Source organism: Desulfopila inferna (genome assembly GCF_016919005.1).
Taxonomy (GTDB): Bacteria; Desulfobacterota; Desulfobulbia; order Desulfobulbales; family Desulfocapsaceae; genus Desulfopila_A; species Desulfopila_A inferna.
The window spans coordinates 240,665-264,434 of the sequence record NZ_JAFFQE010000007.1; the positions used below are offsets into that span (position 1 = coordinate 240,665).

Consider the following 23,770-nt stretch of genomic DNA (forward strand, 5'->3'; position numbering starts at 1 on the left):
AGTAATCTAATCTCGCTTGATAGCAGGAATTAAAACTGTGAGAGAAAACGCAGGTCGTTTTCGTAGTACAGTCGTATATCGTCGATGCCGTATTTGAGCATGGCGATGCGCTCGATCCCAAGCCCAAAGGCGAATCCGCTGTAGACCTCGGGGTCGTAACCTACCATTTTGAAGACCTCCGGATCAATCATGCCGCAGCCGAGGATCTCCAGCCAGCCTGTGCGCTTGCATACCCGGCATCCCTGGCCTTTGCAGATGACGCAGGCTATATCCACTTCGGCGCTGGGCTCGGTGAAGGGAAAGAAACTGGGGCGGAAACGCAGGGCCAGATCCTCGCCGAACATCTTCTGGGTAAAAACGGTGAGGACACCCTTGAGATCGGCAAAGGAGACCTGCTTGTCGACCAGGAATCCCTCAACCTGGTGGAACATCGGGGTATGGGTGATGTCCGAGTCGCAGCGGTAGACCTTGCCCGGTGCGATGACGCGAAGGGGCGGTTCCCGGTTCTCCATAATGCGAGCCTGCATCGGTGATGTATGGGTGCGCAGGAGCAGGGAATCACTGATATAGAAGGTGTCGTGCATATCTCTGGCCGGATGATGGGCAGGGATATTGAGGGCTTCGAAATTGTAATGGTCGGTTTCGACGTCGGGCCCTTCGGCCACGGAAAATCCCATCTTCTCGAAAACTCCGCAGACCTCGTTCATTATCTGGGTAACCGGGTGCAGTCTTCCGAGAGCAGGCTTTCTGCCGGGCAGGGTGAGATCTTCCGTTGTTTCTTTTTGAGTGGTCTTCCTGTCTTGCAGGAGAATCTCCTGGCGTTCTTTGAATAGTGTCTCTATTTCCGCTTTAACGCTATTAGCCAGCTGACCGAGTCGGGGCCTGTCATCCTGGGACACAGTGCCGAGTTTGCGCATGATCGTACTGAAATGGCCCTTACGGCCCAGGTATCTGATGCGGAATTCTTCAAGCTGGTCGATATCCTGCAGGGTGGCGAGGGTATCACGCGCCTCTGTTGTTAACCTCTGTAGCTCGTGCTCCATGATATTTCAGAAAAGTTGGTAGGCGAAGAAACAGCAAGCCGGTTACGATATGGCAATCATAACCGGCATGAACGAATACATTAATGTAAGGTTGTGGATCAGGCCTTTGCTTTGGCTACTTTGACGACTTCGGCAAAGGCTGAGGGATCAAGTACCGCCATATTGGCGAGAACCTTACGATCCAGTTCGATTCCGGCTTTTTTGAGGCCACCGATGAATTGGCTGTAATTTATACCATTCATCCTGGCACCGGCGTTGATTCGTGCGATCCACAGACGACGGAAATCACGTTTTTTAGTTCGTCTGTCCCGGTAGGCGTAGACGAGGGCGCGGTCAACAGCCTCGGTGGCTGTCCTGAAGAGTCTGCTGCGTCCTCCTCTGAATCCTTTGGCAAGCTTTAATACTCTGTTTCTTCTGCGGCGGGCCTTAAAGCCCCTGGTAACGCGTGACATGAAATAACTCCTTTAATGATCCGGTACGCTTCTTAAGGGGTACCGTACCTTATGGTCAAACCGTAGCCGAAATCGGCTGTGATCGACCGCTGACTAAAGATAAGGCAGAATCTTCCTGATTGACTTGACGTTGGACTCATCGACCAGATCGCCTTGTCTGAGACCGCGCTTACGCTTTGTTGATTTCTTGGTCAGGATGTGACTGGTGTAGGCTTTGCTACGTTTGATCTTTCCTGTACCGGTTGCTTTGAAGCGCTTTGCAGCACCTCGGTTTGTCTTCATCTTCGGCATGGTTGCACTCCTTTATACATCAATACGGCACCGGCCACTACCTTCAATCCGGCTTTTTTTATCTATGCTGACGTTTTCGGGCCGACAAACATAACCATTTGTCGTCCTTCCATTCGCGGAGGAGCAAGAATTATTGCTTCGTCTTCTAGTTCCTCGGCAATTTTCTGCATTGCTTCCATGCCGATGGATTGTGAGTAGACAATCTCGCGGCCACGGAATCGCATGGTAATCTTAACCTTATTTTTTTGTGCCAGGAACTTTCTGATATTTTTGATCTTGAAGTTAAGATCGTGTTCCTCTGTTTTGGGCCGAAACTTGATTTCCTTGGTTTCAACCGTCGTCTGCTTTTTCTTGGCTTCCTGCTGTTTTTTCTTTTGTTCGTAGCGGAACTTATCATAGTTCATGATCCGGCATACCGGAGGACTGGCGTTTGCAGACACCTCTACCAGATCAAGTCCCTCATCATAAGCTTTCTCCAGTGCATCTTTGGAGGTGAAGATTCCGAGCTGTTCGCCGTCCGCGCCTATAAGTCGCACTCTTTCGTGGCGAATTTTATCATTGATAACAGCTTTATCATCCCTCTGGACCGGAGCTTGTTTGCTTCGTCTGTTAATATCTATACCTCCTCTCTACGAACTTAATGAATAGTGTGCCAATGTAGTTGCGAATCCTCAGATACCGCGACCTTCCCGGCACTCCTCTATAATCTTTTCAATAAAATCAGTCGCCGGCATGGCAGGCAGGTTTTTACCGTCGCGCAGACGAACAGTGACAGTGCCGTCGTTTTTTTCCGCATCGCCGATAATGAGCATATAGGGAACCTTGGCAACCTGTGCTTCTCTGATTTTATAGTTCAATTTCTCGTTACGCAAATCTTTTTCGACGCGCAGGCCTGCTTTCCGCATTTGCTCGAAGACATCTTCGCAGTAGTCGATCTGCTCATCGGTGATATTCATGATGCGTGCCTGCACCGGTGCGAACCACAATGGAAAGACCCCGGCATAGTGCTCGATAAGCACACCGATGAATCTCTCAAGGGATCCCATCAGTGCTCTGTGGATCATGATGGGTTGATGTTCGGCATTATTCGAGCCGATGTAGCTTACCTCGAATCTGTCGGGCAGGTTGAAGTCCACTTGAATGGTGGAGCACTGCCAGGATCTGCCCAGCTGATCCTTGATTTTGATATCGATTTTGGGACCGTAGAATACACCTTCGCCCGGATCAAGGGCATAAGCGAGTCCCTTCTTTTCCAGAGCCTGTTTCAGCGCTTCCGTAGCTTTATCCCAGTTGTCGTCGCTGCCGACATATTTTTCCGGTCTGGTGGAAAGATAAATGTCATATTCGCTGAAGCCGAAGGTTTTGAGAATATGCAGGTTGAGGTTGAGTATATTGAAAATCTCCTCTTCCAGCTGATCCGGCCTGCAGAAAATATGGGCATCGTCCTGAGTGAAGCCGCGCACCCGGAGAAGACCGTGAAGGGCTCCGGCCCGCTCATAGCGGTAGACGGTGCCGAGCTCGGCCCAGCGCAGGGGGAACTCACGATAACTCCGCTTCCGTGAATTGTACACGCCTATATGGAATGGGCAATTCATCGGCTTAAGCTGGTACTGCACGTCGTCAATGGCCATGGGAGAATACATGTTCTCGCCGTAGAAATCGAGATGTCCCGAGGTTTTCCATAGATCCTGACGGGCTATATGCGGAGTGTAGAGCAGTTCATAGCCATGCCGGTAGTGCTCGTCTTTCCAGTAATCCTCAATCAAGCGGCGCAGTTGCGAACCTTTGGGCTGCCAGAGGATGAGTCCCGGACCGATCTGATCCTGGATGGTGAAAAGTTCCAGCTCCTTGCCCAGCTTACGGTGGTCTCGTTTCTTGGCCTCTTCGAGGGCATTGAGATATTTTTTCAGCGCCTTTTTGTCATAGAAGGCGGTGCCGTAGATCCTCTGCAGTACATCTTTTTTTTCGTCTCCCCTCCAGTAGGCGCCTGCAACCCTGAGGAGCTTAAACGCCTGAATGGGAGTGGTGTCGGGAAGATGTGGACCGCGGCACAGATCAGTAAAGTCGTCGAGCTGATAGGTGGAAATTTGCTCGCCGCGCAGATCTTCGATTATTTCGAGCTTATATTTTTCGTCTTCCCGGGCAAACTTATCCCTGGCTTCTTCAAAGGGCACAAGCTTACGCACAAATTCCGCTCTGCCCTGGATGATCTCGGACATTCGTTGTTCAATCGCCTCAAAATCATCGGGGCTGAATGGCTCTTTGCGCTGGAAGTCGTAATAGAAGCCGTTTTCGATGGCCGGGCCAATGGCAACCTTGACATCATCGCCGAATATATCGCGAACGGCCTTGGCCATGACATGAGCAGTGCTGTGACGCAGAACTTCCAATCCTTCTGCGGATTCTTTAGTAATGGGCGTAATTACACTATCTTTCTGCAGGGGAGTTTGAAGATCAACGACATTGCCTTCAATAGAAACGGCGACTACCTGCTTCCTCTGTTTATTGGACATCAGCTGACCAAGCACATCCTTGACAGGGGTAGCCTCAGGTACCTTCAGTTCTTCTCCATCGTGTAGTGATACGGTAATTTCAGCCATTTTTAAATTGTACTTCCACATAAAAACAAAGGCCAAAGTGTTGATTCCCGTTGACGAAAATCATTCCTTCAGCCTTCTATTTGGTAGGCGCGGGCGGGATTGAACCGCCGACATCCACCACGTCAAGGTGGCGCTCTCCCACTGAGCTACGCGCCTGCGAGCCTGATATTTCAATATGCCGCGCAGGTGACATATTGATGTGTAAACCTGATTCAATTACCAACATTTGCAGAAGGTGTCAAGCAAAATCCAAAATATATTACCAGAATAATACCACAATACTTGGCGCTTTTTTCACTCCTCCTAGAAGGCGGCAAGTCTGCCCTCTATTGCCCGGGAAAGGGTGTGGCTGTCAGCATATTTTATGTCCATACCCATGGGGATGCCATAAGCCAGACGGGTGACCTTGACATCAAGATCGTGCAGCTTGTCGATCAGATAGGAAGCGGTTGCTTCTCCTGGAACGGTTGAGCTTGTGGCGATGAGCACCTCCTTGACCACCCCGTTTCGGGAGCGGGCGATCAGCTCCCGTGTTTTTATCTCGTCGGGTCCGATGCCGTCTATGGGCGAGAGAACGCCGTGCAGGATATGATAGTGTCCGCGAAAAATCCCGGTTTTCTCAATGGCCATGAGATCACCCGCCTGTTCCACCACACAGACAAGTTCCGCGGTTCTGCGCGCATCTCCGCAGATGACGCAAGGGTCATTTTCGGAAAAGGCGAAACAGCTGGAACACAGCTGGATCGAGCCGTGCAGGGCGGCAAGGGCGGAAGACAGCTCGCCGGCCTCTGCCGGTGAACGCCTGAGAACATGCATAGCCAGCCTGGTTGCTGTTTTTTTGCCGATGCCGGGGAGTGTGGAAAATCCCTGGATGAGCCTATCGAGGGCCGGGGGAACGATTTGCATAATATCCTAAAACATATTGGAGAGACCGGGAAGGTTGAGGCCGCCGGTGAGCTGCTTCATCTCTTCCTTGCCGAGCTCTTTGGCCTTGCGCAAACCATCGTTGGTGGCGGCGACAATAAGATCCTGGAGCATCTCTTTTTCTTCGGCAGAGAGAATGGCGTCCTCAATGGTCATGGAAAGAACCTCGCCCTTGCCATTGACGATCACATTGACCATGCCGCCGCCGGCGCTGCCGGTGATGGTTTTAGAGGCGAGCTGTTCCTGAATCTCCGCCATTTTGGCCTGCATCTGCTGAGCCTGCTGCATAATGCTTTGTAAGTCCATAATATTTTCACTCACATTTGTTGTTATCTGCTTCGTGGGCCTATTCGAATATCCCCTATCTGGCCGTTGAAAATCTCTACCGCCATCTGCACCAGCGGGTCATGGGTAAGCTGCTGTCGTTTTCTGTGCGGACTCTCCGAATCATCGTCATCCTTGCCGTTGCTCAAGTCCGGGAGTATAAACCGTACAGTGAGGTCTTTTTGGAAAAAATCAAGGACGAATTCGGTAAGCAGCTTACGGTTATTCTTATTTCTGAGTAATGTGCAGATGGCCGGATCGTTGTAGTGCAGGTGCAGTTCGCCTTCTACTTCTTTGGCGGAAGCGGCGCGCTGGAGGTCCTGGGCCATCCACACCTTGCGCTCCTTGACATAAGCGGTGAATTCCATCCAGTCCTTGCGGACATCACGGATGTGCGGGTGTGGTTCCGGTACTGCGGGAGTCTCTTCGGTTTGCACTGGTTGTTCCTGCGGCGGCAGCGCTTTGGGCGGCTCGGTGTCAGGAGTCCTTACGGATGATTCTTGTGGTGGGGCAGAACAATCCGGTTCTTCGGGGAGCGGCGGCTCCTCATCCGATAGCGGAGGCACTTCATGCCACGGCGGCTGAAGTTCAGGCTGTGCTGGAGTTAACGGCGTATCCCGTTCGGGTTCAGTTTTTTTTTTGCCGGGATCCGTGCTGTCGGCAACCTCACGCTCTGCCGGAAGTGTGGCCATGAGGTTCTCGATCTTGCTCAAAAGTGCGGTAACGGGGATGACATTGCCGGCTTCGATAATTTTAAGAAAAGCTGTTTCCAGGGCAAGCCGGGGCTGGGTGGTGAAGCGCAGCTCCTCTGTTGCCTTCATGAGCAGGTCAAGTTTGAAATGGATGGTTTCGAAGGAATACTCGGCTGCGATTTTGCCGAAGTCGGTGATTTCAGCTTCCGGCAGGTCTATAAGTTCTCCGCAGTTCCCCAGCTTGACCAGAAGCACAGTCCTGAAACATTCGAGCAGGTCCGAAGTGAATCGTTTTATGTCGATGCCGTAGTCGAAGGCGCCTTCCAGTGCTTTCAGCGCGGTTACCCGGTCTTCGGCGAGAAGAGCCCTGGTGATGGTCATCAGGGTATTCCTGTCGATCAGACCGAGTACCTCAATGACATCTTCATGGCTGATGGTATTATCGCCGAAGGAGAACATCTGGTCCAGCAGGCTCAGGCCGTCTCTGACCGATCCCTCGGCTTCCCGGACGATGAGGGCCAGCGCGGCCGGGTCCAGGGATACCTTTTCCGAATTTGCGATTTTTTGAAAATGAGTCGTCAGGTCAGTTGTGCTGACTCTCTTGAGTTCGTAGCGCTGGCACCTGGAAAGGATGGTAATGGGGATTTTGTGCAGTTCGGTGGTGGCGAACATGAAATAGACATGCGCCGGCGGCTCTTCCAGTGTCTTTAGAAGTGCGTTAAAGGCCTCCGTAGTGAGCATGTGCACTTCATCAATGATGATAATTTTGTATGGCGATGAAGTCGGCAGAAAGCGTATCTTTTCCTTGAGCTCGCGGATTTCCTGAATGCCCCTGTTGGAGGCACCGTCTATTTCGTGTAGATCAAGGGAATGACCGCCTGTGATCTCGGCGCATGACCGGCATTGATTGCACGGTCGGGTTTCCGTGGTACTCTCGCAGTTTATAGCCTTGGCCATAATACGGGCAAGTGTCGTCTTGCCGACGCCCCTGACTCCTGAGAAAAGAATGGCGTGAGCGACGCGTTGTCGCAACAGGCTGTTCTGCAGGGTCTTGACCACCGGAATCTGGCCTACGACGTCGGTGAAGGACTGGGGGCGGTATTTTCGAGCGAGAACCAGGTAAGACATGAGTCACCGTTTCAGGAATTGAGCGTTAGCGATTACCGGAAAATACACGATGAATTGACGGGAGGCAATAAAAAGTGATAGCCGGGCAACCCTGCAGCACACCAAGAGGTTCACTACCGTTGCTTCCTTCCGGACCTGGCGGAGTTCGTGATTCTTCGTTGCACAGGACCCGGCTATCACACCAAATCTTGGCTGGCGTCTGCCCATTCCTGGACAAACACTTTCTGGCGGAGAGGGTGAGATTCGAACTCACGGTACTCTCGTACACACGCGTTCCAGGCGTGCACCTTAAGCCACTCGGTCACCTCTCCGTTTCTCTGTATCAATCAATATAAAATTGTGAGCCTGTATGTAAACCGTGTAATCAAATTATTCAATGAAAAAGTAGTCCATCGGCAAAAATTGTTCACGGACATTTTTTGCGGCGGCCAGCGAAAAAATCTTTCAATAACAAGGCGCATCTCTCTTCCAGAACTCCTCTGCTGATTTTCAGGGTATGGTTGAAGCGGCCGTCGCTGCCCATGGTATAACGTGATGTCAACGCCCCGGTTTTAGGGTCCGCAGCGCCGAAAACAACACGGCGGACGCGGGCGTGAAGAATTGCCCCGGCGCACATGGGGCAGGGTTCCAGGGTGACGTAGAGGGTAGTGTCCGGCAAACGATAGTTGCCAATTCTTGCCGCAGCCTGGCGCAATACGCGAATTTCGGCATGGGCGGTAGGATCATTCGTCGATATCGGCATGTTGCCTGCTTCGGCCAGAAGTAGATCGTCTCTGATAAGCACCGCGCCGACGGGAACCTCGCCGCCTTCTCTGGAAAGTACTGCCTGGTGCAGGGCTAATTCCATCCAGTACTCATCTTTCGTGATATTGTCCATATTATATTCATCAATCGAAAAAAATTGTAGAAAGTTGTGTTACCATTATTTGCATTTATGGCCGTTCTTGCTTATAAGATAAAGAGGCCAATTACAAATTGGAAACATAAATTACCCTGTTGTAATAAAACAATGTATACAATATTGATGTACGAACCGCAAAATGTTGCTCCGATTGATCCAGCTTTATTTGGGCAGTCCGACCTCATCTTTAAATCGGAAGCGAAGGATTTTCAAGTAGAGCTTGACCGGCGCCAGTTCGACCTGATCTTTCTGGAGATCAATTCTCAAAATGGCCACAATATGGAACTCCTCGAATATGCACACCGGAAGAGTCCTTATACTCCTATTATCATCACCAGCAAATCGGAAAGAGCTGACGTTGTCGTACAGGCGATGAATCGGGGAGCTTCCGATTTTTTAGTTCATCCGTTAACGGAAACACGCCTTGCCGTGGCCATGCGGAAGGCCATAGAGAGCAAGGAACAGAAATTTGAAATCGATTATCATCGAAGAAGACAGGATGTGGTTTATGATTTTGGCGATGTTATCGCCTTCAGCAACAGCATGCGGGAAGTTCTGGTAAGCCTGCAGAAATTCGCCCAGACGGACTCCACCATCCTGATAACCGGGGAAACCGGAACCGGCAAGAGTTTCCTCTCCGGCACAGTACACTTTAATTCTCCGCGAAAGAAAAAACCGTTTGTGAAAATCAACTGTGCCAATATTCCGGAGGCGCTGCTCGAGTCAGAACTCTTCGGTCATGAAAAAGGTGCTTTTACCGGTGCCGACAAGCAGCGTGTCGGGCGGTTCGAACAAGCCTGCGGCGGCACCATTTTTCTCGATGAGATAGGGGAGATGAGCATCGCCCTGCAAACTAAACTGCTGAGGGTTCTGGAGGAAAAGGCCTTTGAGCGGGTTGGCGGGAACAAAACGATCAATGTCGATGTACGCGTTATTGCGGCCACCAACAAGAACCTGATCAGCCAGATAGAAAAGGGCCTCTTTCGCGAAGACCTTTATTACCGGATCAATGTCCTGCCGGTCAGACTGCCGCCTTTGCGGGAAAGGGATCTCTGCATTATTCCCCTGGCCAACATCCTTCTGAAGAAATGCTGCCAGTCGACCCGGAAAGAAATCATGGGTTTCCACAGCGATGCGCTGGCCAGAATCCAATCCTATGGCTGGCCGGGCAATATACGGCAGCTGGCCAATACCATAGAGCGTGCCGTCATTCTGACAGATGGCAGACAGATCACCGCCCACAATCTTCTGCTGCCCGGCAACGGCGCCCCAACTCCGCAAAAATCGGTAACGGACGAAGAAAAAGAGTTCAGCGGTACTTCGGAATTACAATCTGAAGCTGGTATCTCACTGGCCGGCCAGGAAAAAGAATTGATCCTGCGTGTTCTGGAGGAGTCGCTTTGGGTGCAGAAAAATGCTGCCGGCAGACTCGGAATCAGTCCAAGAGCCCTCAATTACAAGATTCGCAAGCTTGGCATCAGGCATCCCCATTGGCGTAGGAACAAATAGCGACTCTGAAGAAAGCTTGAACTGCGGCGTTGTAGATCTGGAACGGCGACTTGCCGTACCACATGCAAATCGTCGTTACTGATACGTTGCGAAACGAAATAATGTATACCGTTTCCATCTATAAATAGCCCGGAGTCAATGCTTTTCTATAACTTCGCTTACTGACTTCAGTCCATCCAGTCAAGATCCTGCTGCGGCAAGCAAGATCGCAGATTGCTTGCACCCTTTTCCATTCCCGCCTGCGACAATCATCGCTGTTTTTTAATCCAAGTAATTAAATTTCCGTTTAATCAGGTACTAAAAAATTGCTTGACAAGCATTAGGGGATCACGTATCTTTTCTTGCATGTCACAAATAAAGAGACGATGTCACAAATAGTGTGACAAGTGCGATCAACTCCGACAATAGAAGTGCTGGTGTCGGAACCATTGTTGCAGCGGGAGGTGTGATGACGGCAAAAAATGAAAAATATTATTTTGTTTCTTCTTTGGCAAAAGGTCTGCGTATTCTCGAGCTTCTTGCCGAAGAGGGTGAGTTGTCCGCATCTCAGGTAGCCGCACATCTTGAGACCAACAGGGCGGCGGGCCACCGATTTATCAGTACCCTGCGCGATCTGGGCTATGTCGAAAAAACTCCGGAAGGGAAATTCTGTCTAACTTTCAAGCCCCTCGAACTCGGGATGAAGACGCTCGACCGGTTTGAGATCCGCCATTTTGCCCATCCATATATGCAGGAGATTGCTCTTGCCTTTAAAGAAACAGTCAATCTCGGTCACTGGGACAGGGGAGCCATCGTTCATCTGGATAAAATAGACAGCACGGAGATCCTGCGCATGGATCTGGGACTTGGCGCACAGGCACCCGCTTATTGTACAGGTCTTGGCAAGGCCATCCTGGCTTTTCTGCCGGAGGTTGAGCTGGAAAATTATCTGCAGTCGGTGAAATTCACCTCATTTACACCCAATACAATCATTACAGCGCAGCAATTGAAAGACGAGATTAACAAGATTCGCCGACAGGGATATGCTGTTGACGATGAAGAACTCAGTCTGGGATTGAGATGTGTAGCCGCGCCGATATTGGATTATGCCGGGCGACCAACCTATGCGATGAGCGTTTCCGGGCCTACGCAGAGGATGTCCGTAGAAAAAATACAGAATATTCAGGAAAAGCTGCTTGCTGTCTGTCATAGGCTTGAACGGAAGACCGGGGCTCCCGAGAAAACAGAAGCTGAGCATCCTGCAGCAAGAATGTAATCCTATCAGGAGGAAAAAAGATGAGTAAGAAAAAATTATCACGTATTCAGTTGGATCAGATGAAAGCGGAACGGAAAACGGCAGTCTGGATCACCGCATATGATTACTGGACCGCTTCATTTGCCGAGGAAGCGGGCATGGACATGATCCTGGTCGGCGATTCTCTGGGGATGTGCATCTATGGGTACAGCGGCACGGTGCCGGTGACCATGGATCAGTGCATTTATCACTGTGAAGGAGTAAGGCGCGGAGCTCCCAACACCTTTATAATCGGAGACATGCCTTTTCTCTCCTATCAGGTAAGTGTTGAAGAAGCGGTACGCAATGCCGGACGTTTTCATAAAGAGGCCGCCGTCGATGCCATCAAACTCGAGGGTGGAAAACGGGTCTGCCCGCAGATAAAGGCTATTGCCGATGGCGGTATGCTGGTCATGGGCCATATCGGATTGACGCCGCAGAGCTCCGGACAGCAGGGTGGTTTTAAAGCGCAGGGCCGCAATGCCGATGCCGCCAAGGAACTCATCGAGGATGCTCAGGCCATTGAAGAGGCCGGTGCCTTTGCCTTACTCGTCGAAGCAGTTCCTCCCGAGGTTTGCGGCATCATCCGTGATACTCTGAAAATTCCGGTATACAGCATCGGTGCCGGTGTCGAAGCCGATGGGCAGCTGATGATCTGCAGTGATGTGCTTGGTATCTTTCAGGCCTTTACTCCGAAATTTGTCAAAAAATATGAAAATCTCGGCGCCAAGACCGTCGATGCCTTCAAGAATTATGTTGCCGATGCCAGGAACAAAGAATTTCCAGCCGATGAGCACACCTATAAGATGATCGATGGAGAGATGGAAAAACTGCAGAACCTCCTGAAGCAATAATCTTTTTTTCAGGGCTGCCGGCAGCTGTTTGGGCGGAGGAGCCGCCAATTATAAATCATTTTTATCTCGAGATAAGAGGTATAAGGAGAAAGTATTATGTCTGAGACGTTGAACTCCATCCGGAAGTTTATGGAAAAGGAAGGAATACCGGGACGTGACGGTTACGATCTGGCTACATCCGAAAAAGGTTTTGCCGATGGTGCCAAGTGGAGAATTGAAATAGCCGGTGTTGAGCGGGCCTCGACCATGGAGGCAATGATTTCCGAAGCGAAAAAACGCAATGTCGTCGTTCATCGGGCCATTGCCACTGTTGGTGGTTCGACCTATTGCGACATGGCGGAACTCAGGGATATAGCCCAGATGGCGCGTGACGAAAAGATCGAGGTAGTCATGACCGTGGGGCATCGTAAAGGCTGGGATACAGGCTCCAAAGAGATGTCTAATCGGGAGGGTGGCCTGCAGGGCTTCCGGCTGCGCGGCTCCGACAATATTTCGTATCACATTGCCGATATAATGCGTAATATTGAAGCAGGGTTCCGCGGCTTTCTGGTTTATGACGAGGGCGTGCTTTTTCTACTTAACAAGATGCGGGCCGAAGGTCTCATTCCTGCGGAAACCATCTTTAAATTCTCCGTCTTCGGCGGCTATTGCAGTGCAGCGGGAGCAAAAGTGATTGAAAACATGGGAGTCAACTCCATGAATCCCATTTCCGACGTATCACTGCCTATTCTCTCCAGCATCAGGAAGGCGGTGGATATACCTCTGGATGTCTATATCATCATTGTTGATGAATTCGGCGGTATGTACAGAATTTATGAAACTCCGGAAATTGCCCGTGTAGCCTCACCTGTCTATTTCAAGATAGAGCCGGGAACATCGGAGGCTGATATCTATAAGCCATGGGTAACCGAAGAGTTTCATGCCAACCTGATTCGGGAGAAGGTGAAAATGGCCTCTGTAATTCAGGAGATAATGGCCCGTCATGCACCGGATCTCAAGACCTCTCCCAAAGGTGCGGCAGATCTTATTTTACCTGCCAAGGTATGATCTCAATTTAGCCCTCAGCGCTGTTTTTAACACAGCGAAGTTTGACATTACAGGAGAACTGACTCATGGACAATGTATTTCAGGTAGCAATTCAGACGCTTAATCGCGCCGGAAAACTAGGCGGGATCAATCCGCGTGTGCTCGATATTCTTCAGGAGCCCAAGCGTATACAGCAGTTTCGTATTCCCCTCAAATTGGAAGACGGCAGTTTCCAGGTATTCCAGGCCTATCGCGTGCATTATTGCGACGCGCTCGGACCGTTCCGCAACGGTACCCGGATTCGTCCCGATCTGTCCCTGGACGAGATCAAGGCGCTGGGACTGTTTATGACGGTCAAGCATTGTGCTGCAGCAATTCCCGCCGGCGGAGCCAAGGGCGGCATCAAGGCTGATCCCTCAAAGCTCAGTTCACGGGATATGGAGCAGCTGGTTCGGGCCTTTATCAGAAATCTTCAGCCTAAGGGTCCCTGGGCCGATGTCCCCGGTGCCGATATCGGTACGGGCGAGCAGGCCATGGCCTGGATGCTGGATGAGTATGAGCAGATAACCGGTCAGCACTGTCCGGCGGCGCTCAACGATAAGCCGGCGATTCTCGGTGGCTCTCTGGGTGGTGAAGAGGCCACAGGACGCGGTGTTTTCATTACGCTGATGGCGGCGGCAAAGGATATGGGGCTGGATGTCAGCGGATCTACAGCGGTGGTACAGGGATTTGGTCAGGTTGGCTCGGCTCTTGCCGATCTGTTGATGCAAACCGGTTGCCGCATTGTCGCCGTCAGCGATGTCTACGGCGGCATTTATGCCGAGGGTGGTCTTGATATCGCCGGCCTGCGTGAGCATGTAGCCAAAACCGGAAAGGTTGAGGGTTTTCCTGGAGCTACACCGGTCTCCAACGAAGAGCTGTTCGCCCTGGATTGCGATATCCTGGTGCCGGCAGCAGTACAGAGCGTGATTCATCAGGGAAATGCAGCCGGCGTCAAAGCCAGGCTGATCGTGGAGGGTGCCAATGGCCCGGTGACCACCGAAGCCGATGCCATTCTTCATGACAAGGGTGTGATTATAGTACCCGATGTTGTTGCCAACAGCGGTGGAGCTACTGTCTGCCATTTTGAGAGAACCCAAGGGCTTACCGATCAGTATTGGGATTTGGAGAAGGTCAATAAACAGCTGGAAAACCGTATCCTCGAGGCGTATCGATGTGCGGCGCAGCGGGCTGCAGAGGCAGGAGGCGTTTCCCTGAGGGATGGCGCCTGGATTCATGCCCTGAAGATGCTGGAAAAAGCGATGAAGCTGCGTGGATGGGTTTAAGGTAACATTCAGGTGAAACAGGCTATTCAAATTCAAGGAGATACGGCATTGACACTTTTTAAAGAAGGCGAATATCTGCAAAGGATTGAAAAGACTAAAATAAGCATGTCAAAGGCTGGTGTGGAGGTTCTGGTGGTTTCCGATCCCGCCAATATGAACTATCTCACCGGTTACGACGGCTGGTCTTTCTATGTTCCCCAATGCGTGGTGCTGGCCGTTGACGAGGAGCGGCCTTTGTGGATCGGTCGCGGCATGGACGCGGCCGGAGCCAGGCACACAACCTTTCTGGATGAGGAAAATATTATCGGATATCCGGATCGATATGTTCAGTCGCTCGAGCGTCACCCTCTCAATTTTGTCGGAGACAGAATTCGAGAGCGCGGCTGGGGCAGCAGGACAATCGGGGTTGAGATGGATGCCTATTACTTTACCGCCCGTTCCTATGCGGAATTGCAAAAAAGTCTGGGTGATGCCCGTTTCGTCAATGGTGATCTGCTGGTTAACTGGATTCGTCTGATAAAATCCGATGCTGAAATAGGTTTCATGCGCGAGGCTGGTGTTATTGCCGGCAAGGTCATGTCTACAGCGATTGACCGTCTTCAACCCGGTGTGCGTGAATGCGATGCCGTTGCCGCGGTCTATCAGGCGCAGATGTCAGGAACCGCGGAGTTCGGTGGGGATTATCCGGCGATCGTGCCGATGATGCCCACCGGGGAGAAAACCTCCGCACCCCACCTGACCTGGACGGATGCGCCCTATCAGGATGAGCAGATGGTCAACCTGGAGCTGGCCGCCTGCCGGCACCGCTATCACTGCCCCATCGCCCGCACCGCCTATCTTGGCAAAAATCCGCCGGCAAAGCTGGTGGCACTGGCCGAGCAGACCGTAGATGGTTTGAACCTGACCTTGGAAAGTATCCGTCCGGGAATGCGTGCAGAGGAGGTGGAGCTGGTCTGGCGGCGTCATATAGCCAAGGCAGGCCTGGAGAAGGAATCACGTATCGGCTATTCCATGGGACTCAATTATCCACCGGATTGGGGAGAGCATACCGCCAGCCTGCGTCCGGGAGATACCACCGTTCTGCAGCCGAATATGACCTTTCATATGATCCTGGGAATGTGGATGGACAATTATGGCTTCGAGTGCAGTGAATCCTTCCGAGTGAGCGAAAATGGCTGCGAAACTTTTGCCGATGTGCCTAGAAAACTCTTTGTCAAGGGATGACCGGGCATAATGTTCGATTCAAGGTACCTGGAGGCTTCATTTTAGACTGTGATTAAAAGCAGACTTTCACAATAGCTACACAACAGCATACCACTGTAAAGCGGAGAGGATATCATCATGATTTATCACACGCGAAAAGGCCGGATTTCAAGCGGCGAGGCTATCGGTATACTTTTACTCGATACTTCCGTTCCTTTTATTCCGGGCGATGTGGCCAATGCTACCACCTATGATTTTCCGGTTCGCTATAAAAAGGTAGAGGGGTTCACGGTGGCGAGGGCCATCGGCAAGGATCCCTCTATTTATCCTTCATTGCTCTCCGCCGCCAAAGATCTGATGCATCAGGGAGTCCGGGCTATTACAGGAGACTGCGGCTTTATGGCGCTGCATCAAAACAGGCTTTCCAGAGAACTCGATATTCCCGTATTCCTCTCTAGTCTTCTACAGATTCCCTTTATTCTTACAATTATCGGTGAGGGACGCAAGGTAGGAATTCTGACCGCCGATGGCACGAGTCTCGATGGCTCTCTGCTGACAGCGGTTGGAGTCTCGGAGGGTAGTCGCCTGGTGATTGAAGGGCTTGAGAGTTGCCCCAGCTTTTATCGTTTTGCCATAGAGGAAAGCGGTGAACTGGATGTTGCCGCGGTTCAGGAAGAGATTGTTGCCGCTGCAAAAAAAGTTGCGGCCAATAGTGAGGTTGCCTGCCTGCTCCTGGAGTGTAGCCTGCTGCCGCCCTATGGTGTTGCTATACAGGAGGCCGTTGACCTGCCTGTTTTTGACTATATCACCATGATCAATTTTGTGTTTTCCGCTGTTGTGAAGAAAAAGTACCACGGTTTCATTTAACAAAAATTCTCCTCATGATATTATCAAGGTGGAATACCATGCAAATACACGAAGAAATTGAACAGTGCCGGGATGAATTAATTTCCCTGCGGCGGGATTTTCATCAACATCCTGAACTTGGATTTGAGGAACACCGTACTGCCAAGATCGTGGAAACCTACCTGCAGGCGCTTGGACTTGAAACCGAGCGTATGGCGACAACCGGAGTCGTTGCCGTGCTGGAAGGAGAGCTGCCCGGCCCGACTCTTATGCTGCGGACTGACATGGATGGCCTGCCGATTCAGGAAGAAAATGACATTCCCTATGCGTCAGAAAACCCCGGAGTGATGCATGCCTGCGGCCACGACGCACATATGGCCATGTTGCTGATGGCTGCCAGAATCCTGGTGAACCGTCGCGAGGATATCCGTGGTTCCATCAAATTTGTTTTTCAGCCAAACGAGGAAATTGCCGGCGCCATTTACATGGTGGAAGAAGGTGTACTCGAAAAACCCAAAGTCGATGCAGTCTTGGGTATCCATGTGTGGACATCTCTGGAATCCGGCAAAATTGGAATTACCGCCGGAGCGGTGATGGGCGGACTGGATGTTTTCAAGCTGACAATTTTCGGAAGAGGCGGCCATACGGGCCTGCCTGAAAAAGCGATAGACCCTATTCTGGCCGCGGCAAATCTTATCCAGACTACGCAGATGATTCAGACCAGAGAGATAAGCAATCTTAAATCCACTTTGATCATGTTTGGCAAAATTGCCGGTGGCACCAAGAGCAATATCATCCCTGACAGTGTGGAACTGGAAGGTTCTATCCGTTTTATTTATAAGGGAGGCCCTGATAGCGTGGAGCAGCCGACGGAACGTTTCATCCGTATCGCCGAGCAGGTTTGCGCAACTCACCGGTGTACCTGTGAGATCAATATAGAACATGAAAACACTCCTCTGATAAATGATCCGGCAATGGTCGAAGTCGCCAAGTCAGCGGCAAGAGAGGTATTCACCGAAGAGAGCAGCCTGGTCGACAATATCTCCATTGCCAGTGAAGATTTTTCTGAATTCAGTGAGCGGGTTCCTGGTGTTTTTATGTTTCTGGGTGCCGGTAATCATCTCAAGGAAACCGATTTCCCACACCATAATCCCAGATTTAATATTGATGAAGATGTTTTGACAAACGGTGTTGCCATGTATGTGAGAGCAGCGCTGCACTATTTCAACCGAGGCAGGGAAGAGAAAAGGAGGTGACACTAAAAAAGAGCGATCCACAAATGAAATTTGATCAGATTCAGCTCCGCATTAAATAAAGAACTAAAGTAAAGGAGTAACACCATGAAAAAGTTTATGATGGCTTCACTTACACTTTGCGCTATTTCAGTATTTGGAATAGCTAGTGCCGCGAATTATACAGGCCCCCCGGTAAATGCTAAGTTGGCATCGGAGGAGATAGAGGGCGACTTTATGACCGTCTGGGCCAATAATTTCTCCAAGCACATGAAAGAATGGTCCGATGGCAAGATAAATATCGAGGTGTACCCCTATGGTACGCTTGGCACCACCGGCGATATCAATGAACTGGCTCAGATGGGTGTTGTTGATTTTGTTTTTTCCGATCATGCCTGGATAAGCTCTTTCGTTCCCCAGGCTCAGGCTCTTGCCCTGAACTATATTTTCCCGACGGAACAAGTCCCTCAGGTCCTTGACTGGACTGTCCGCAATGGCGATTTCATGCCCTTGCTCGAAGATGCCTTCCGAAAAAATGATCTGGTTCCCCTGTCAATCATGTTTGAAGGCTGGCAGTGGGTTACCTCAAACAAGGAAATCAACTCTTTGGAAGACATGAATGGACTCAAGCTCAGACTGATGTCATCCAAGCTGCTGGTCGAGACCTACAAGGCTTATGGGGCCAGTCCGACTCCCATGAGCTATGGAGAGGTCTACAGTGGTCTGCAGATGGGTTTGATCGATGCTCAGGTGAACCCCCTGTTTGCTATCTACAGCATGAAATTCTATGAAGTTCAGGACTATGTCACCCAATTGAAAAGCGAACCTTTTATCGGCATTCCCACGGCAAACCAGAAGTTTTTTGACGGTTTGACCAAGGAGGCCCAGGATGAGATGCGCAATTTCTGGATCAACTCCATTATTCCCGCAGGTGAATGGATCACCGAACGTAATCAGGGAGATATGGAAAAGATGAAGAAAGACAAGTCTTCTTTGAAATTCCATGTTCTTGATGATGAGGCCATCGTAGAATTTAAGCAGAAGGCTGAAACGGTATATCCACAATATCGAAAAATCGGCGGCGAAGGGGCCGACCAGATCCTGGATGCACTGCTCAACGACATCAAAGGTGCAGAAAAAGCGCTCAATATTCAATAACGGGGCGTTACCGTCCTGTCGTTGCCTGTGTGCGGCGGCAGGGCAAGATTGTTCCGGAAGACCGAAGAAAAACCCATGAAAACAGACAGTAAAGCTCCTGTGAAAATTGGCGTTCTGCGGCGTGTTAATCGGACTATCGGTAAGGTGGTCAATGCAGTGGAAGTCTCTGTCCTGGTAACATGTGTTGGCGCTCTGGCCATATTACTGATCACCAACGTTATAGCCCGGACATTTTTTCAAAGTATATATTTTGCCGAAGAGATATCAAAATTCCTGGTGATGCTGACAACCTTCACCGGGGTCAGCTATGGAGTCCGCAAGGCCCGCCATATTCGCATGGGAGCTTTTCTCGATTCCATGCCTCCGAAGATGGAAAAGGTCTTCATTATCATTATATCCCTTATAAGCGCCCTGGTGATGGCCATAATGACCTGGGCTTCCTGGAAATATCTGATGAATGCCATGGCAATGCAGCACATGACGCCTGCTCTGCGCATGCCGTCATGGACATTTTATGTAATCATACCCATCGGCTTCGGCCTCGCCTGTATTCAGTACATTCGTACGATTCTGAAAAATCTGATTGAAAAGGATCCCTGGCAGTCTCCGGATCAACAGAGCGAATATGAAGATGAAGAAATCGGAGGAGCGATATGATACTCTTTGCTGTTTCACTGGCAACCATGCTGCTTTTCGGATTTCCCTTCATGGTTACCCTGTTGGGTTCTCTCATCCTCTATCTGCTTGTGTACATGCCGGATTTTGCCCCCAGGATGATCATTACCATGGTGCAGCAGGTCATTGCGGGAGTGACGCCGCCGGCATTGGTATGCGTGCCGATGTTCATTCTTTCAGCCACTATTATCACCTCGGGGGAATCGGCCAAAAGGCTGATTCATATGCTCAAGGTCTTTGTCGGTCATTTTCCCGGCGGCTTGGCAATTACCACCAACGCCAGCTGTACGCTTTTCGGCGCTGTTTCAGGATCAACCCAGGCTACGGTTGCCGCCATCGGCGGAACCATGCGGCCGATGCTCCTGGAAGCCGGCTACAAAAGCCCTTTTACTTTGGGGCTGATCATCAATGCCAGCGATATCGCCTTCCTGATTCCGCCAAGCATCGGTTTTATCGTGTACGGCGTAGCCACCAGTACCTCCATCGGCATGCTCTTTCTGGCCGGTATTTTTCCCGGCCTGATGATTCTTGTGATGTTTTCCATCTACTGTTATGGCTATTCAAAGTTCAATAAAATCCCGACGCTGCCCAGGGCCAGCTGGGGCGAGCGCTATAATGCGGTAAGGAGAGGTCTGCCGGTAATGGGTTTCCCGGTGATTATCGTCGGTGGGATCTACACAGGGATATTGAGTCCGACAGAAGCATCCGCTGCCGCAGTGCTTTACGCAATTCTTCTGGAAACGGTTATATATCGAAGTCTCACCTTTGAGAGGATTATCGACGCCTTCCTGCAGACAGGAGTGATCACCGGCGTAGTATTTATACTTGTCGGTGCGGGGCAGGCCTTTTCCTTTCTTATTGGTTTTCTGCAGCTTCCGGCGCAACTGCTGCCGCCGCTTTTCGGTCCGGATCCTTCAATGCTGTGGGTCATCACCATTGTTATCGTGGTGTATTTCGTCGCCTGCATGTTCGTTGATCCGATAGTAGCCATTTTTATTCTCAGTCCGGTATTCCAACCTTATGTAGAAGGTGCCGGAGTGGATCCCATTTTACTGGGAACACTGGTAACCCTGCAGGCCGCCATCGGCTCGGCGACACCGCCGTTCGGCTGCGATATATTTACGGCCCAGCTTATCTTCAGGAGGCCTTATCTTGAAGTTATAGGGCACGCCCTGCCGTTTTTACTGATACTGATGCTGGCAACGGTTCTCCTGGTAGCCTTTCCTCAAATTGCCTTGTGGCTGCCGAATATGGCAATGGGCGGAGGATTTTGAAAAAAGCGCAAAGTACAAGTAGGAACACTTTAAAATATGATTGACTTGAAAAAGGCTCGATCTACTTCATTGTAGATCGAACTTTTTTTTGTAACTATTCAGCAGCACACCATCTGTCCACGATCAGAGCCTCCAGCATACCCACTGTATTGCTAACGGGCCTGCTTATTGACATATGGCGCACTGTTAAACAGTTACAGGCTGGTGGTTGACCAAATAATGCGGATCAACCTGAATAGTTATCTTTCTTTTATTATATATTCAGGCAGCTTCGATGTTTTTACGAGATATTAACAAGACAGGATTGCGATATGACAATTGAAATGCCCAGTTTCCATGATGTCTATAAGGCCCGGCAGCGGATTAGGGATATGGTTTGGAAGACGCCGCTTATCTCTGATGCTGCATTGGCTGAAACATGCGGTGCCGCCGATGTTCATCTGAAACTCGAATGTCTGCAGCATACCGGATCTTTCAAAGTAAGAGGGGCCACCAACAAGATTCTCAGTCTTGACGATGAACACAGGAAGAGGGGAGTGATCACCTTTTCCACCGGCAATCATGGCAAAGCGGTTGCCTTCGTGGCGGCGCAGAAAAATATTCGGGCAGTGGTGTGTCTCTCCGAACATGTTCCTACCTATCGGGTGGAGATGATCAGATCGATAGGGGCCGAGCTCGAGGTAAAAGGCGCTTCCCAGGATGAGGCGGAAAGACATTATTGTGCGCTTGCCGAAGAGCAGGGACTTACCAGGGTGGAGCCTTTTGACGATCCTTTGATCATCGCCGGTCAGGGAACCATTGCCACGGAAATTTTGAGTGAGCTGCCGCAGACCGATGTCCTTCTGGTTCAACTGTCGGGTGGAGGGCTGCTGGCCGGTATAGCCATGGCGGCAAAATCGATTAATCCCATGATTTATGTGATTGGCATCTCCATCGAACAATCACCGGCGATGCTTCATAGCATTAAGGCGTGCAGGCCTGTGGAGATCGAGGAGAAAGATACCCTGGCCGATTCCCTGCTCGGCGGAATCGGCATGGATAACCGCTACACCATGCCGCTGGTGCAGCAGTATGTCGATGACCATGTCTGTGTCAGCGAAGAACAGGTGAAAGACGGTATGTTTCACATCTTCGAAAAGCACAGGCTTATTGTCGAGGGTGCGGCGGCTGTGGGGGTCGGCGCGCTGCTCAACGGTCTGGTGGAAGTGAGGGGTAAACGGGTGGTGGCTCTGCTCTCCGGCTCCACTATCGATTCAGCCGTTTATCTCAAGGCGATTGAGGAAAGAATGAAACGATGAGCTGCAGGTAGCAAAAGCGCGGGCCGAAAAGGGAGTTACCGAAGAACTGCAAGACCTAACGATGTGTGCAAAAGGGGTGAAGAAATGCAGAAGAAGTTATTGTTTTCCCGAGAGGAATATTTAAATCGCCTGGGAAAGGTAAAGGAGCGCATGGATCATGAAGGTATCGAGGTCCTGCTGGTAATCGACCCTGCCAATATGAACTATCTTACGGGTTACGACGGCTGGTCGTTTTATGTTCATCAGGGCGTCATAGTCGATCTGAGGGAGGAGAATCCGCTATGGTTCGGTCGCGAACAGGATGCCAACGGAGCCCGGCAGACCTGCTGGCTGCCCGATGACTGTATTGTCGGTTATCCCGACTACTATGTCCAATCACGCTACACCCATACCATGTGTTTTGTGGCCGATCTCCTGGAGAAAAGAGGACTGTCTGCCAAACGTCTTGGCTTGGAAATGGATGGTTATTGGTTTAATGCCCGCATGTACCTGACCTTACAGCAGGAACTGCCGGAGGCGACACTGCTGGACGGTACTAATCTGGTAAACTGGGTGAAAACCGTCAAGTCAACAACGGAAATCGGTTATATGCGCGAGGCCGCCGTGATCTGTGAAAAAGTAATGCGGACGGCAATCGAGACCATTGCGCCCGGGGTGTGGGAAAAGGATGCGGCTGCCGAGGTATGCCGTGCCCAGATTGCCGGGACGGAAACCTATGGTGGTTCATCTCCAGCTATTTTTCCAATCATGCCCTCCGGATTAAGAACCGCTGCCGCTCATCTGACCTTTGAGCCCGATCGGCTGTACCGTTCGGGCGACGTCGTTATGCTGGAGTTAGCCGGTGCCAGGCATCGATATAATATGCCGCTGTCACGTACTTTGTACCTTGGTGATCCGCCTGAAGATCTCAGGAAAACCGCCGATGGTGTCGTGGGTGGACTGCAGCAGACCCTTGAATTTATCGGACCTGGAGTTACCGCCGAAGCGGTGGAAGAGCGCTGGCGACAGGCCATTGCCCATACCGGTGTGGTCAAGCCTTCCCGGGTTGGCTATTCCTTCGGCTTGAACTATGTCCCGGATTGGGGCGAGCACACCGTCAGTCTGCGGCCGGGGGACAAGACCATCCTCGAACCTGGCATGACCCTGCATTTCATGCCCGGTATATGGCTGGATACCTATGGGTTTGAGTGCAGTGAACCGATTCTTGTTACAGAGTCGGGCTGCGAATTGTTTGTAGATTTTGAGAGGCGGTTGTTTGTAAAGTAAGGTTCTTAAGACCTTTATATAAAGTATTTCAGAGGGGGCAGCGAGCCCCAAAAATCAATAACAAAATAGGAAGACCAATGCAGAAGGAAATCATATACACCGACAAGGCCCCTGAACCGGGACCCTATTCCCAGGCAGTTAAATACGGCGATCTCATTTTTGTCTCAGGCCAGACTTCCGAAGATCCGCAAACCAATAAACCGATACACGATTCCGTGGCTGCCCAGACCGAGCGGATAATGACCAACATCAGGACCATTCTGGAAGAGGCCGGTTCCAGTCTGGAAAAGGTTTTGCGGGTCGATATCTATCTCAGCACGATGGATCATAAGAACGAGATGAACACCGCCTATCTGAAATTTTTTCCGACAGACCGGCCCGCCCGCAACTGCGTCGGTGTACGCGACCTCGATGATGGGCTCGATGTGGAAATCGAGGTAATTGCCGGGGCTTAAAACAGATCTCCGGCCGAGATA

Annotated in this window: 23 protein-coding genes, 2 tRNA genes and 1 other RNA gene; 14 read left to right on the forward strand and 12 right to left on the reverse strand. The window is 50.8% G+C overall.

Features of this window, described 5'->3' with window-relative positions; all coding sequences use genetic code 11:
* Nucleotides 1-29: 29 nt before the first annotated feature.
* From pheS to tadA, 12 genes are all read right to left on the reverse strand, one after another.
* Entirely contained in the window at nucleotides 30-1,043 is a 1,014-nt protein-coding gene (gene pheS, locus JWG88_RS17155) for a phenylalanine--tRNA ligase subunit alpha (RefSeq protein WP_205235027.1), read from the reverse strand.
* A 98-nt stretch (nucleotides 1,044-1,141) separates the two neighbouring features.
* Nucleotides 1,142-1,495, reverse strand: a complete 354-nt coding sequence (rplT, locus tag JWG88_RS17160; protein WP_205235028.1) for a 50S ribosomal protein L20 — start codon at nucleotides 1,493-1,495, stop codon at nucleotides 1,142-1,144.
* Between the two features lie 93 nt (nucleotides 1,496-1,588).
* Entirely contained in the window at nucleotides 1,589-1,786 is a 198-nt protein-coding gene (gene rpmI / locus JWG88_RS17165; protein ID WP_205235029.1) for a 50S ribosomal protein L35, read from the reverse strand.
* A gap of 62 nt (nucleotides 1,787-1,848) precedes the next feature.
* Nucleotides 1,849-2,400 (reverse strand): translation initiation factor IF-3, encoded by a 552-nt coding sequence (gene infC, locus JWG88_RS17170; protein ID WP_205235077.1) that lies wholly within the window; start codon nucleotides 2,398-2,400, stop codon nucleotides 1,849-1,851.
* A gap of 57 nt (nucleotides 2,401-2,457) precedes the next feature.
* Nucleotides 2,458-4,386, reverse strand: a complete 1,929-nt coding sequence (thrS, locus tag JWG88_RS17175) for a threonine--tRNA ligase (RefSeq protein ID WP_205235030.1) — start codon at nucleotides 4,384-4,386, stop codon at nucleotides 2,458-2,460.
* Between the two features lie 81 nt (nucleotides 4,387-4,467).
* Nucleotides 4,468-4,542, reverse strand: a tRNA-Val gene (locus JWG88_RS17180).
* Between the two features lie 147 nt (nucleotides 4,543-4,689).
* Complete coding sequence (gene recR / locus JWG88_RS17185; RefSeq protein WP_205235031.1) at nucleotides 4,690-5,292, reverse strand: recombination mediator RecR; 603 nt, start codon at nucleotides 5,290-5,292, stop codon at nucleotides 4,690-4,692.
* Between the two features lie 6 nt (nucleotides 5,293-5,298).
* Nucleotides 5,299-5,616: a YbaB/EbfC family nucleoid-associated protein gene (locus JWG88_RS17190; RefSeq protein ID WP_205235032.1), complete on the reverse strand. Its 318-nt coding sequence runs from the start codon at nucleotides 5,614-5,616 to the stop codon at nucleotides 5,299-5,301.
* Between the two features lie 23 nt (nucleotides 5,617-5,639).
* A complete protein-coding gene (dnaX, locus tag JWG88_RS17195; protein WP_205235033.1) occupies nucleotides 5,640-7,454 on the reverse strand; it encodes a DNA polymerase III subunit gamma/tau in 1,815 nt (604 codons plus the stop codon).
* Between the two features lie 76 nt (nucleotides 7,455-7,530).
* An RNA gene (ffs, locus tag JWG88_RS17200) (signal recognition particle sRNA small type) lies at nucleotides 7,531-7,629 on the reverse strand.
* Nucleotides 7,630-7,679: 50 nt separating this feature from the next.
* Nucleotides 7,680-7,765 (reverse strand) — tRNA-Ser (locus tag JWG88_RS17205).
* A 95-nt stretch (nucleotides 7,766-7,860) separates the two neighbouring features.
* Complete coding sequence (gene tadA, locus JWG88_RS17210; protein WP_205235034.1) at nucleotides 7,861-8,331, reverse strand: tRNA adenosine(34) deaminase TadA; 471 nt, start codon at nucleotides 8,329-8,331, stop codon at nucleotides 7,861-7,863.
* A gap of 132 nt (nucleotides 8,332-8,463) precedes the next feature.
* On the opposite strand from tadA, the gene JWG88_RS17215 reads away from it, so the two are divergent.
* The 14 genes from JWG88_RS17215 to JWG88_RS17280 all read left to right on the forward strand — a co-directional run bounded on the left by JWG88_RS17215 (nucleotide 8,464) and on the right by JWG88_RS17280 (nucleotide 23,749).
* Nucleotides 8,464-9,864: a sigma-54-dependent transcriptional regulator gene (locus JWG88_RS17215; RefSeq protein WP_205235035.1), complete on the forward strand. Its 1,401-nt coding sequence runs from the start codon at nucleotides 8,464-8,466 to the stop codon at nucleotides 9,862-9,864.
* Nucleotides 9,865-10,312: 448 nt separating this feature from the next.
* Complete coding sequence (locus JWG88_RS17220) at nucleotides 10,313-11,119, forward strand: IclR family transcriptional regulator (protein WP_205235036.1); 807 nt, start codon at nucleotides 10,313-10,315, stop codon at nucleotides 11,117-11,119.
* Between the two features lie 20 nt (nucleotides 11,120-11,139).
* On the forward strand, nucleotides 11,140-11,991 hold the full coding sequence (gene panB, locus JWG88_RS17225; protein WP_205235037.1) for a 3-methyl-2-oxobutanoate hydroxymethyltransferase: 852 nt from the start codon (nucleotides 11,140-11,142) through the stop codon (nucleotides 11,989-11,991).
* 96 nt (nucleotides 11,992-12,087) lie between these two features.
* Entirely contained in the window at nucleotides 12,088-13,038 is a 951-nt protein-coding gene (locus JWG88_RS17230; protein ID WP_205235038.1) for a hypothetical protein, read from the forward strand.
* 65 nt (nucleotides 13,039-13,103) lie between these two features.
* Nucleotides 13,104-14,342 carry a Glu/Leu/Phe/Val family dehydrogenase gene (locus JWG88_RS17235; protein ID WP_205235039.1) on the forward strand — a complete coding sequence of 413 codons (1,239 nt, stop codon included), beginning with the start codon at nucleotides 13,104-13,106 and terminating at the stop codon, nucleotides 14,340-14,342.
* A gap of 48 nt (nucleotides 14,343-14,390) precedes the next feature.
* The gene (locus JWG88_RS17240) at nucleotides 14,391-15,566 is read left to right on the forward strand and encodes a M24 family metallopeptidase (protein ID WP_205235040.1); all 1,176 of its coding nucleotides are present in this window, start codon (nucleotides 14,391-14,393) and stop codon (nucleotides 15,564-15,566) included.
* A gap of 117 nt (nucleotides 15,567-15,683) precedes the next feature.
* Nucleotides 15,684-16,412: an aspartate/glutamate racemase family protein gene (locus tag JWG88_RS17245; protein ID WP_205235041.1), complete on the forward strand. Its 729-nt coding sequence runs from the start codon at nucleotides 15,684-15,686 to the stop codon at nucleotides 16,410-16,412.
* A 38-nt stretch (nucleotides 16,413-16,450) separates the two neighbouring features.
* Nucleotides 16,451-17,647, forward strand: a complete 1,197-nt coding sequence (locus JWG88_RS17250; protein ID WP_240194539.1) for a M20 metallopeptidase family protein — start codon at nucleotides 16,451-16,453, stop codon at nucleotides 17,645-17,647.
* Nucleotides 17,648-17,731: 84 nt separating this feature from the next.
* Nucleotides 17,732-18,781 (forward strand): TRAP transporter substrate-binding protein DctP, encoded by a 1,050-nt coding sequence (gene dctP, locus JWG88_RS17255; RefSeq protein ID WP_240194540.1) that lies wholly within the window; start codon nucleotides 17,732-17,734, stop codon nucleotides 18,779-18,781.
* A gap of 75 nt (nucleotides 18,782-18,856) precedes the next feature.
* On the forward strand, nucleotides 18,857-19,438 hold the full coding sequence (locus JWG88_RS17260; protein ID WP_205235043.1) for a TRAP transporter small permease: 582 nt from the start codon (nucleotides 18,857-18,859) through the stop codon (nucleotides 19,436-19,438).
* Nucleotides 19,435-20,730 (forward strand): TRAP transporter large permease, encoded by a 1,296-nt coding sequence (locus JWG88_RS17265; protein WP_205235044.1) that lies wholly within the window; start codon nucleotides 19,435-19,437, stop codon nucleotides 20,728-20,730. The genes JWG88_RS17260 and JWG88_RS17265 overlap by 4 nt, the downstream gene beginning before the upstream one ends.
* A 311-nt stretch (nucleotides 20,731-21,041) precedes the next feature.
* Nucleotides 21,042-22,028 carry a threonine/serine dehydratase gene (locus JWG88_RS17270; RefSeq protein WP_205235045.1) on the forward strand — a complete coding sequence of 329 codons (987 nt, stop codon included), beginning with the start codon at nucleotides 21,042-21,044 and terminating at the stop codon, nucleotides 22,026-22,028.
* 84 nt (nucleotides 22,029-22,112) lie between these two features.
* On the forward strand, nucleotides 22,113-23,294 hold the full coding sequence (locus tag JWG88_RS17275) for a M24 family metallopeptidase (protein ID WP_205235046.1): 1,182 nt from the start codon (nucleotides 22,113-22,115) through the stop codon (nucleotides 23,292-23,294).
* A gap of 77 nt (nucleotides 23,295-23,371) precedes the next feature.
* Nucleotides 23,372-23,749 carry a RidA family protein gene (locus JWG88_RS17280; protein ID WP_205235047.1) on the forward strand — a complete coding sequence of 126 codons (378 nt, stop codon included), beginning with the start codon at nucleotides 23,372-23,374 and terminating at the stop codon, nucleotides 23,747-23,749.
* The last annotated feature ends 21 nt before the right edge of the window (nucleotides 23,750-23,770 follow it).

Excerpts from the sequence above, each read along its gene's own strand:
- rpmI (WP_205235029.1), bottom strand. The coding sequence starts at position 1,786 with ATGCCGAAGATGAAGACAAACCGAGGTGCTGCAAAGCGCTTCAAAGCA.
- JWG88_RS17265 (WP_205235044.1), top strand. The coding sequence starts at position 19,435 with ATGATACTCTTTGCTGTTTCACTGGCAACCATGCTGCTTTTCGGATTT.
- JWG88_RS17245 (WP_205235041.1), top strand. The coding sequence starts at position 15,684 with ATGATTTATCACACGCGAAAAGGCCGGATTTCAAGCGGCGAGGCTATC.
- JWG88_RS17260 (WP_205235043.1), top strand. The coding sequence starts at position 18,857 with ATGAAAACAGACAGTAAAGCTCCTGTGAAAATTGGCGTTCTGCGGCGT.
- thrS (WP_205235030.1), bottom strand. The coding sequence starts at position 4,386 with ATGGCTGAAATTACCGTATCACTACACGATGGAGAAGAACTGAAGGTA.
- JWG88_RS17190 (WP_205235032.1), bottom strand. The coding sequence starts at position 5,616 with ATGGACTTACAAAGCATTATGCAGCAGGCTCAGCAGATGCAGGCCAAA.
- pheS (WP_205235027.1), bottom strand. The coding sequence starts at position 1,043 with ATGGAGCACGAGCTACAGAGGTTAACAACAGAGGCGCGTGATACCCTC.
- JWG88_RS17275 (WP_205235046.1), top strand. The coding sequence starts at position 22,113 with ATGCAGAAGAAGTTATTGTTTTCCCGAGAGGAATATTTAAATCGCCTG.
- panB (WP_205235037.1), top strand. The coding sequence starts at position 11,140 with ATGAGTAAGAAAAAATTATCACGTATTCAGTTGGATCAGATGAAAGCG.
- JWG88_RS17220 (WP_205235036.1), top strand. The coding sequence starts at position 10,313 with ATGACGGCAAAAAATGAAAAATATTATTTTGTTTCTTCTTTGGCAAAA.
- JWG88_RS17230 (WP_205235038.1), top strand. The coding sequence starts at position 12,088 with ATGTCTGAGACGTTGAACTCCATCCGGAAGTTTATGGAAAAGGAAGGA.
- JWG88_RS17280 (WP_205235047.1), top strand. The coding sequence starts at position 23,372 with ATGCAGAAGGAAATCATATACACCGACAAGGCCCCTGAACCGGGACCC.
- dctP (WP_240194540.1), top strand. The coding sequence starts at position 17,732 with ATGAAAAAGTTTATGATGGCTTCACTTACACTTTGCGCTATTTCAGTA.
- tadA (WP_205235034.1), bottom strand. The coding sequence starts at position 8,331 with ATGGACAATATCACGAAAGATGAGTACTGGATGGAATTAGCCCTGCAC.
- recR (WP_205235031.1), bottom strand. The coding sequence starts at position 5,292 with ATGCAAATCGTTCCCCCGGCCCTCGATAGGCTCATCCAGGGATTTTCC.
- JWG88_RS17235 (WP_205235039.1), top strand. The coding sequence starts at position 13,104 with ATGGACAATGTATTTCAGGTAGCAATTCAGACGCTTAATCGCGCCGGA.
- JWG88_RS17270 (WP_205235045.1), top strand. The coding sequence starts at position 21,042 with ATGACAATTGAAATGCCCAGTTTCCATGATGTCTATAAGGCCCGGCAG.
- JWG88_RS17250 (WP_240194539.1), top strand. The coding sequence starts at position 16,451 with ATGCAAATACACGAAGAAATTGAACAGTGCCGGGATGAATTAATTTCC.
- rplT (WP_205235028.1), bottom strand. The coding sequence starts at position 1,495 with ATGTCACGCGTTACCAGGGGCTTTAAGGCCCGCCGCAGAAGAAACAGA.
- JWG88_RS17215 (WP_205235035.1), top strand. The coding sequence starts at position 8,464 with ATGTATACAATATTGATGTACGAACCGCAAAATGTTGCTCCGATTGAT.
- dnaX (WP_205235033.1), bottom strand. The coding sequence starts at position 7,454 with ATGTCTTACCTGGTTCTCGCTCGAAAATACCGCCCCCAGTCCTTCACC.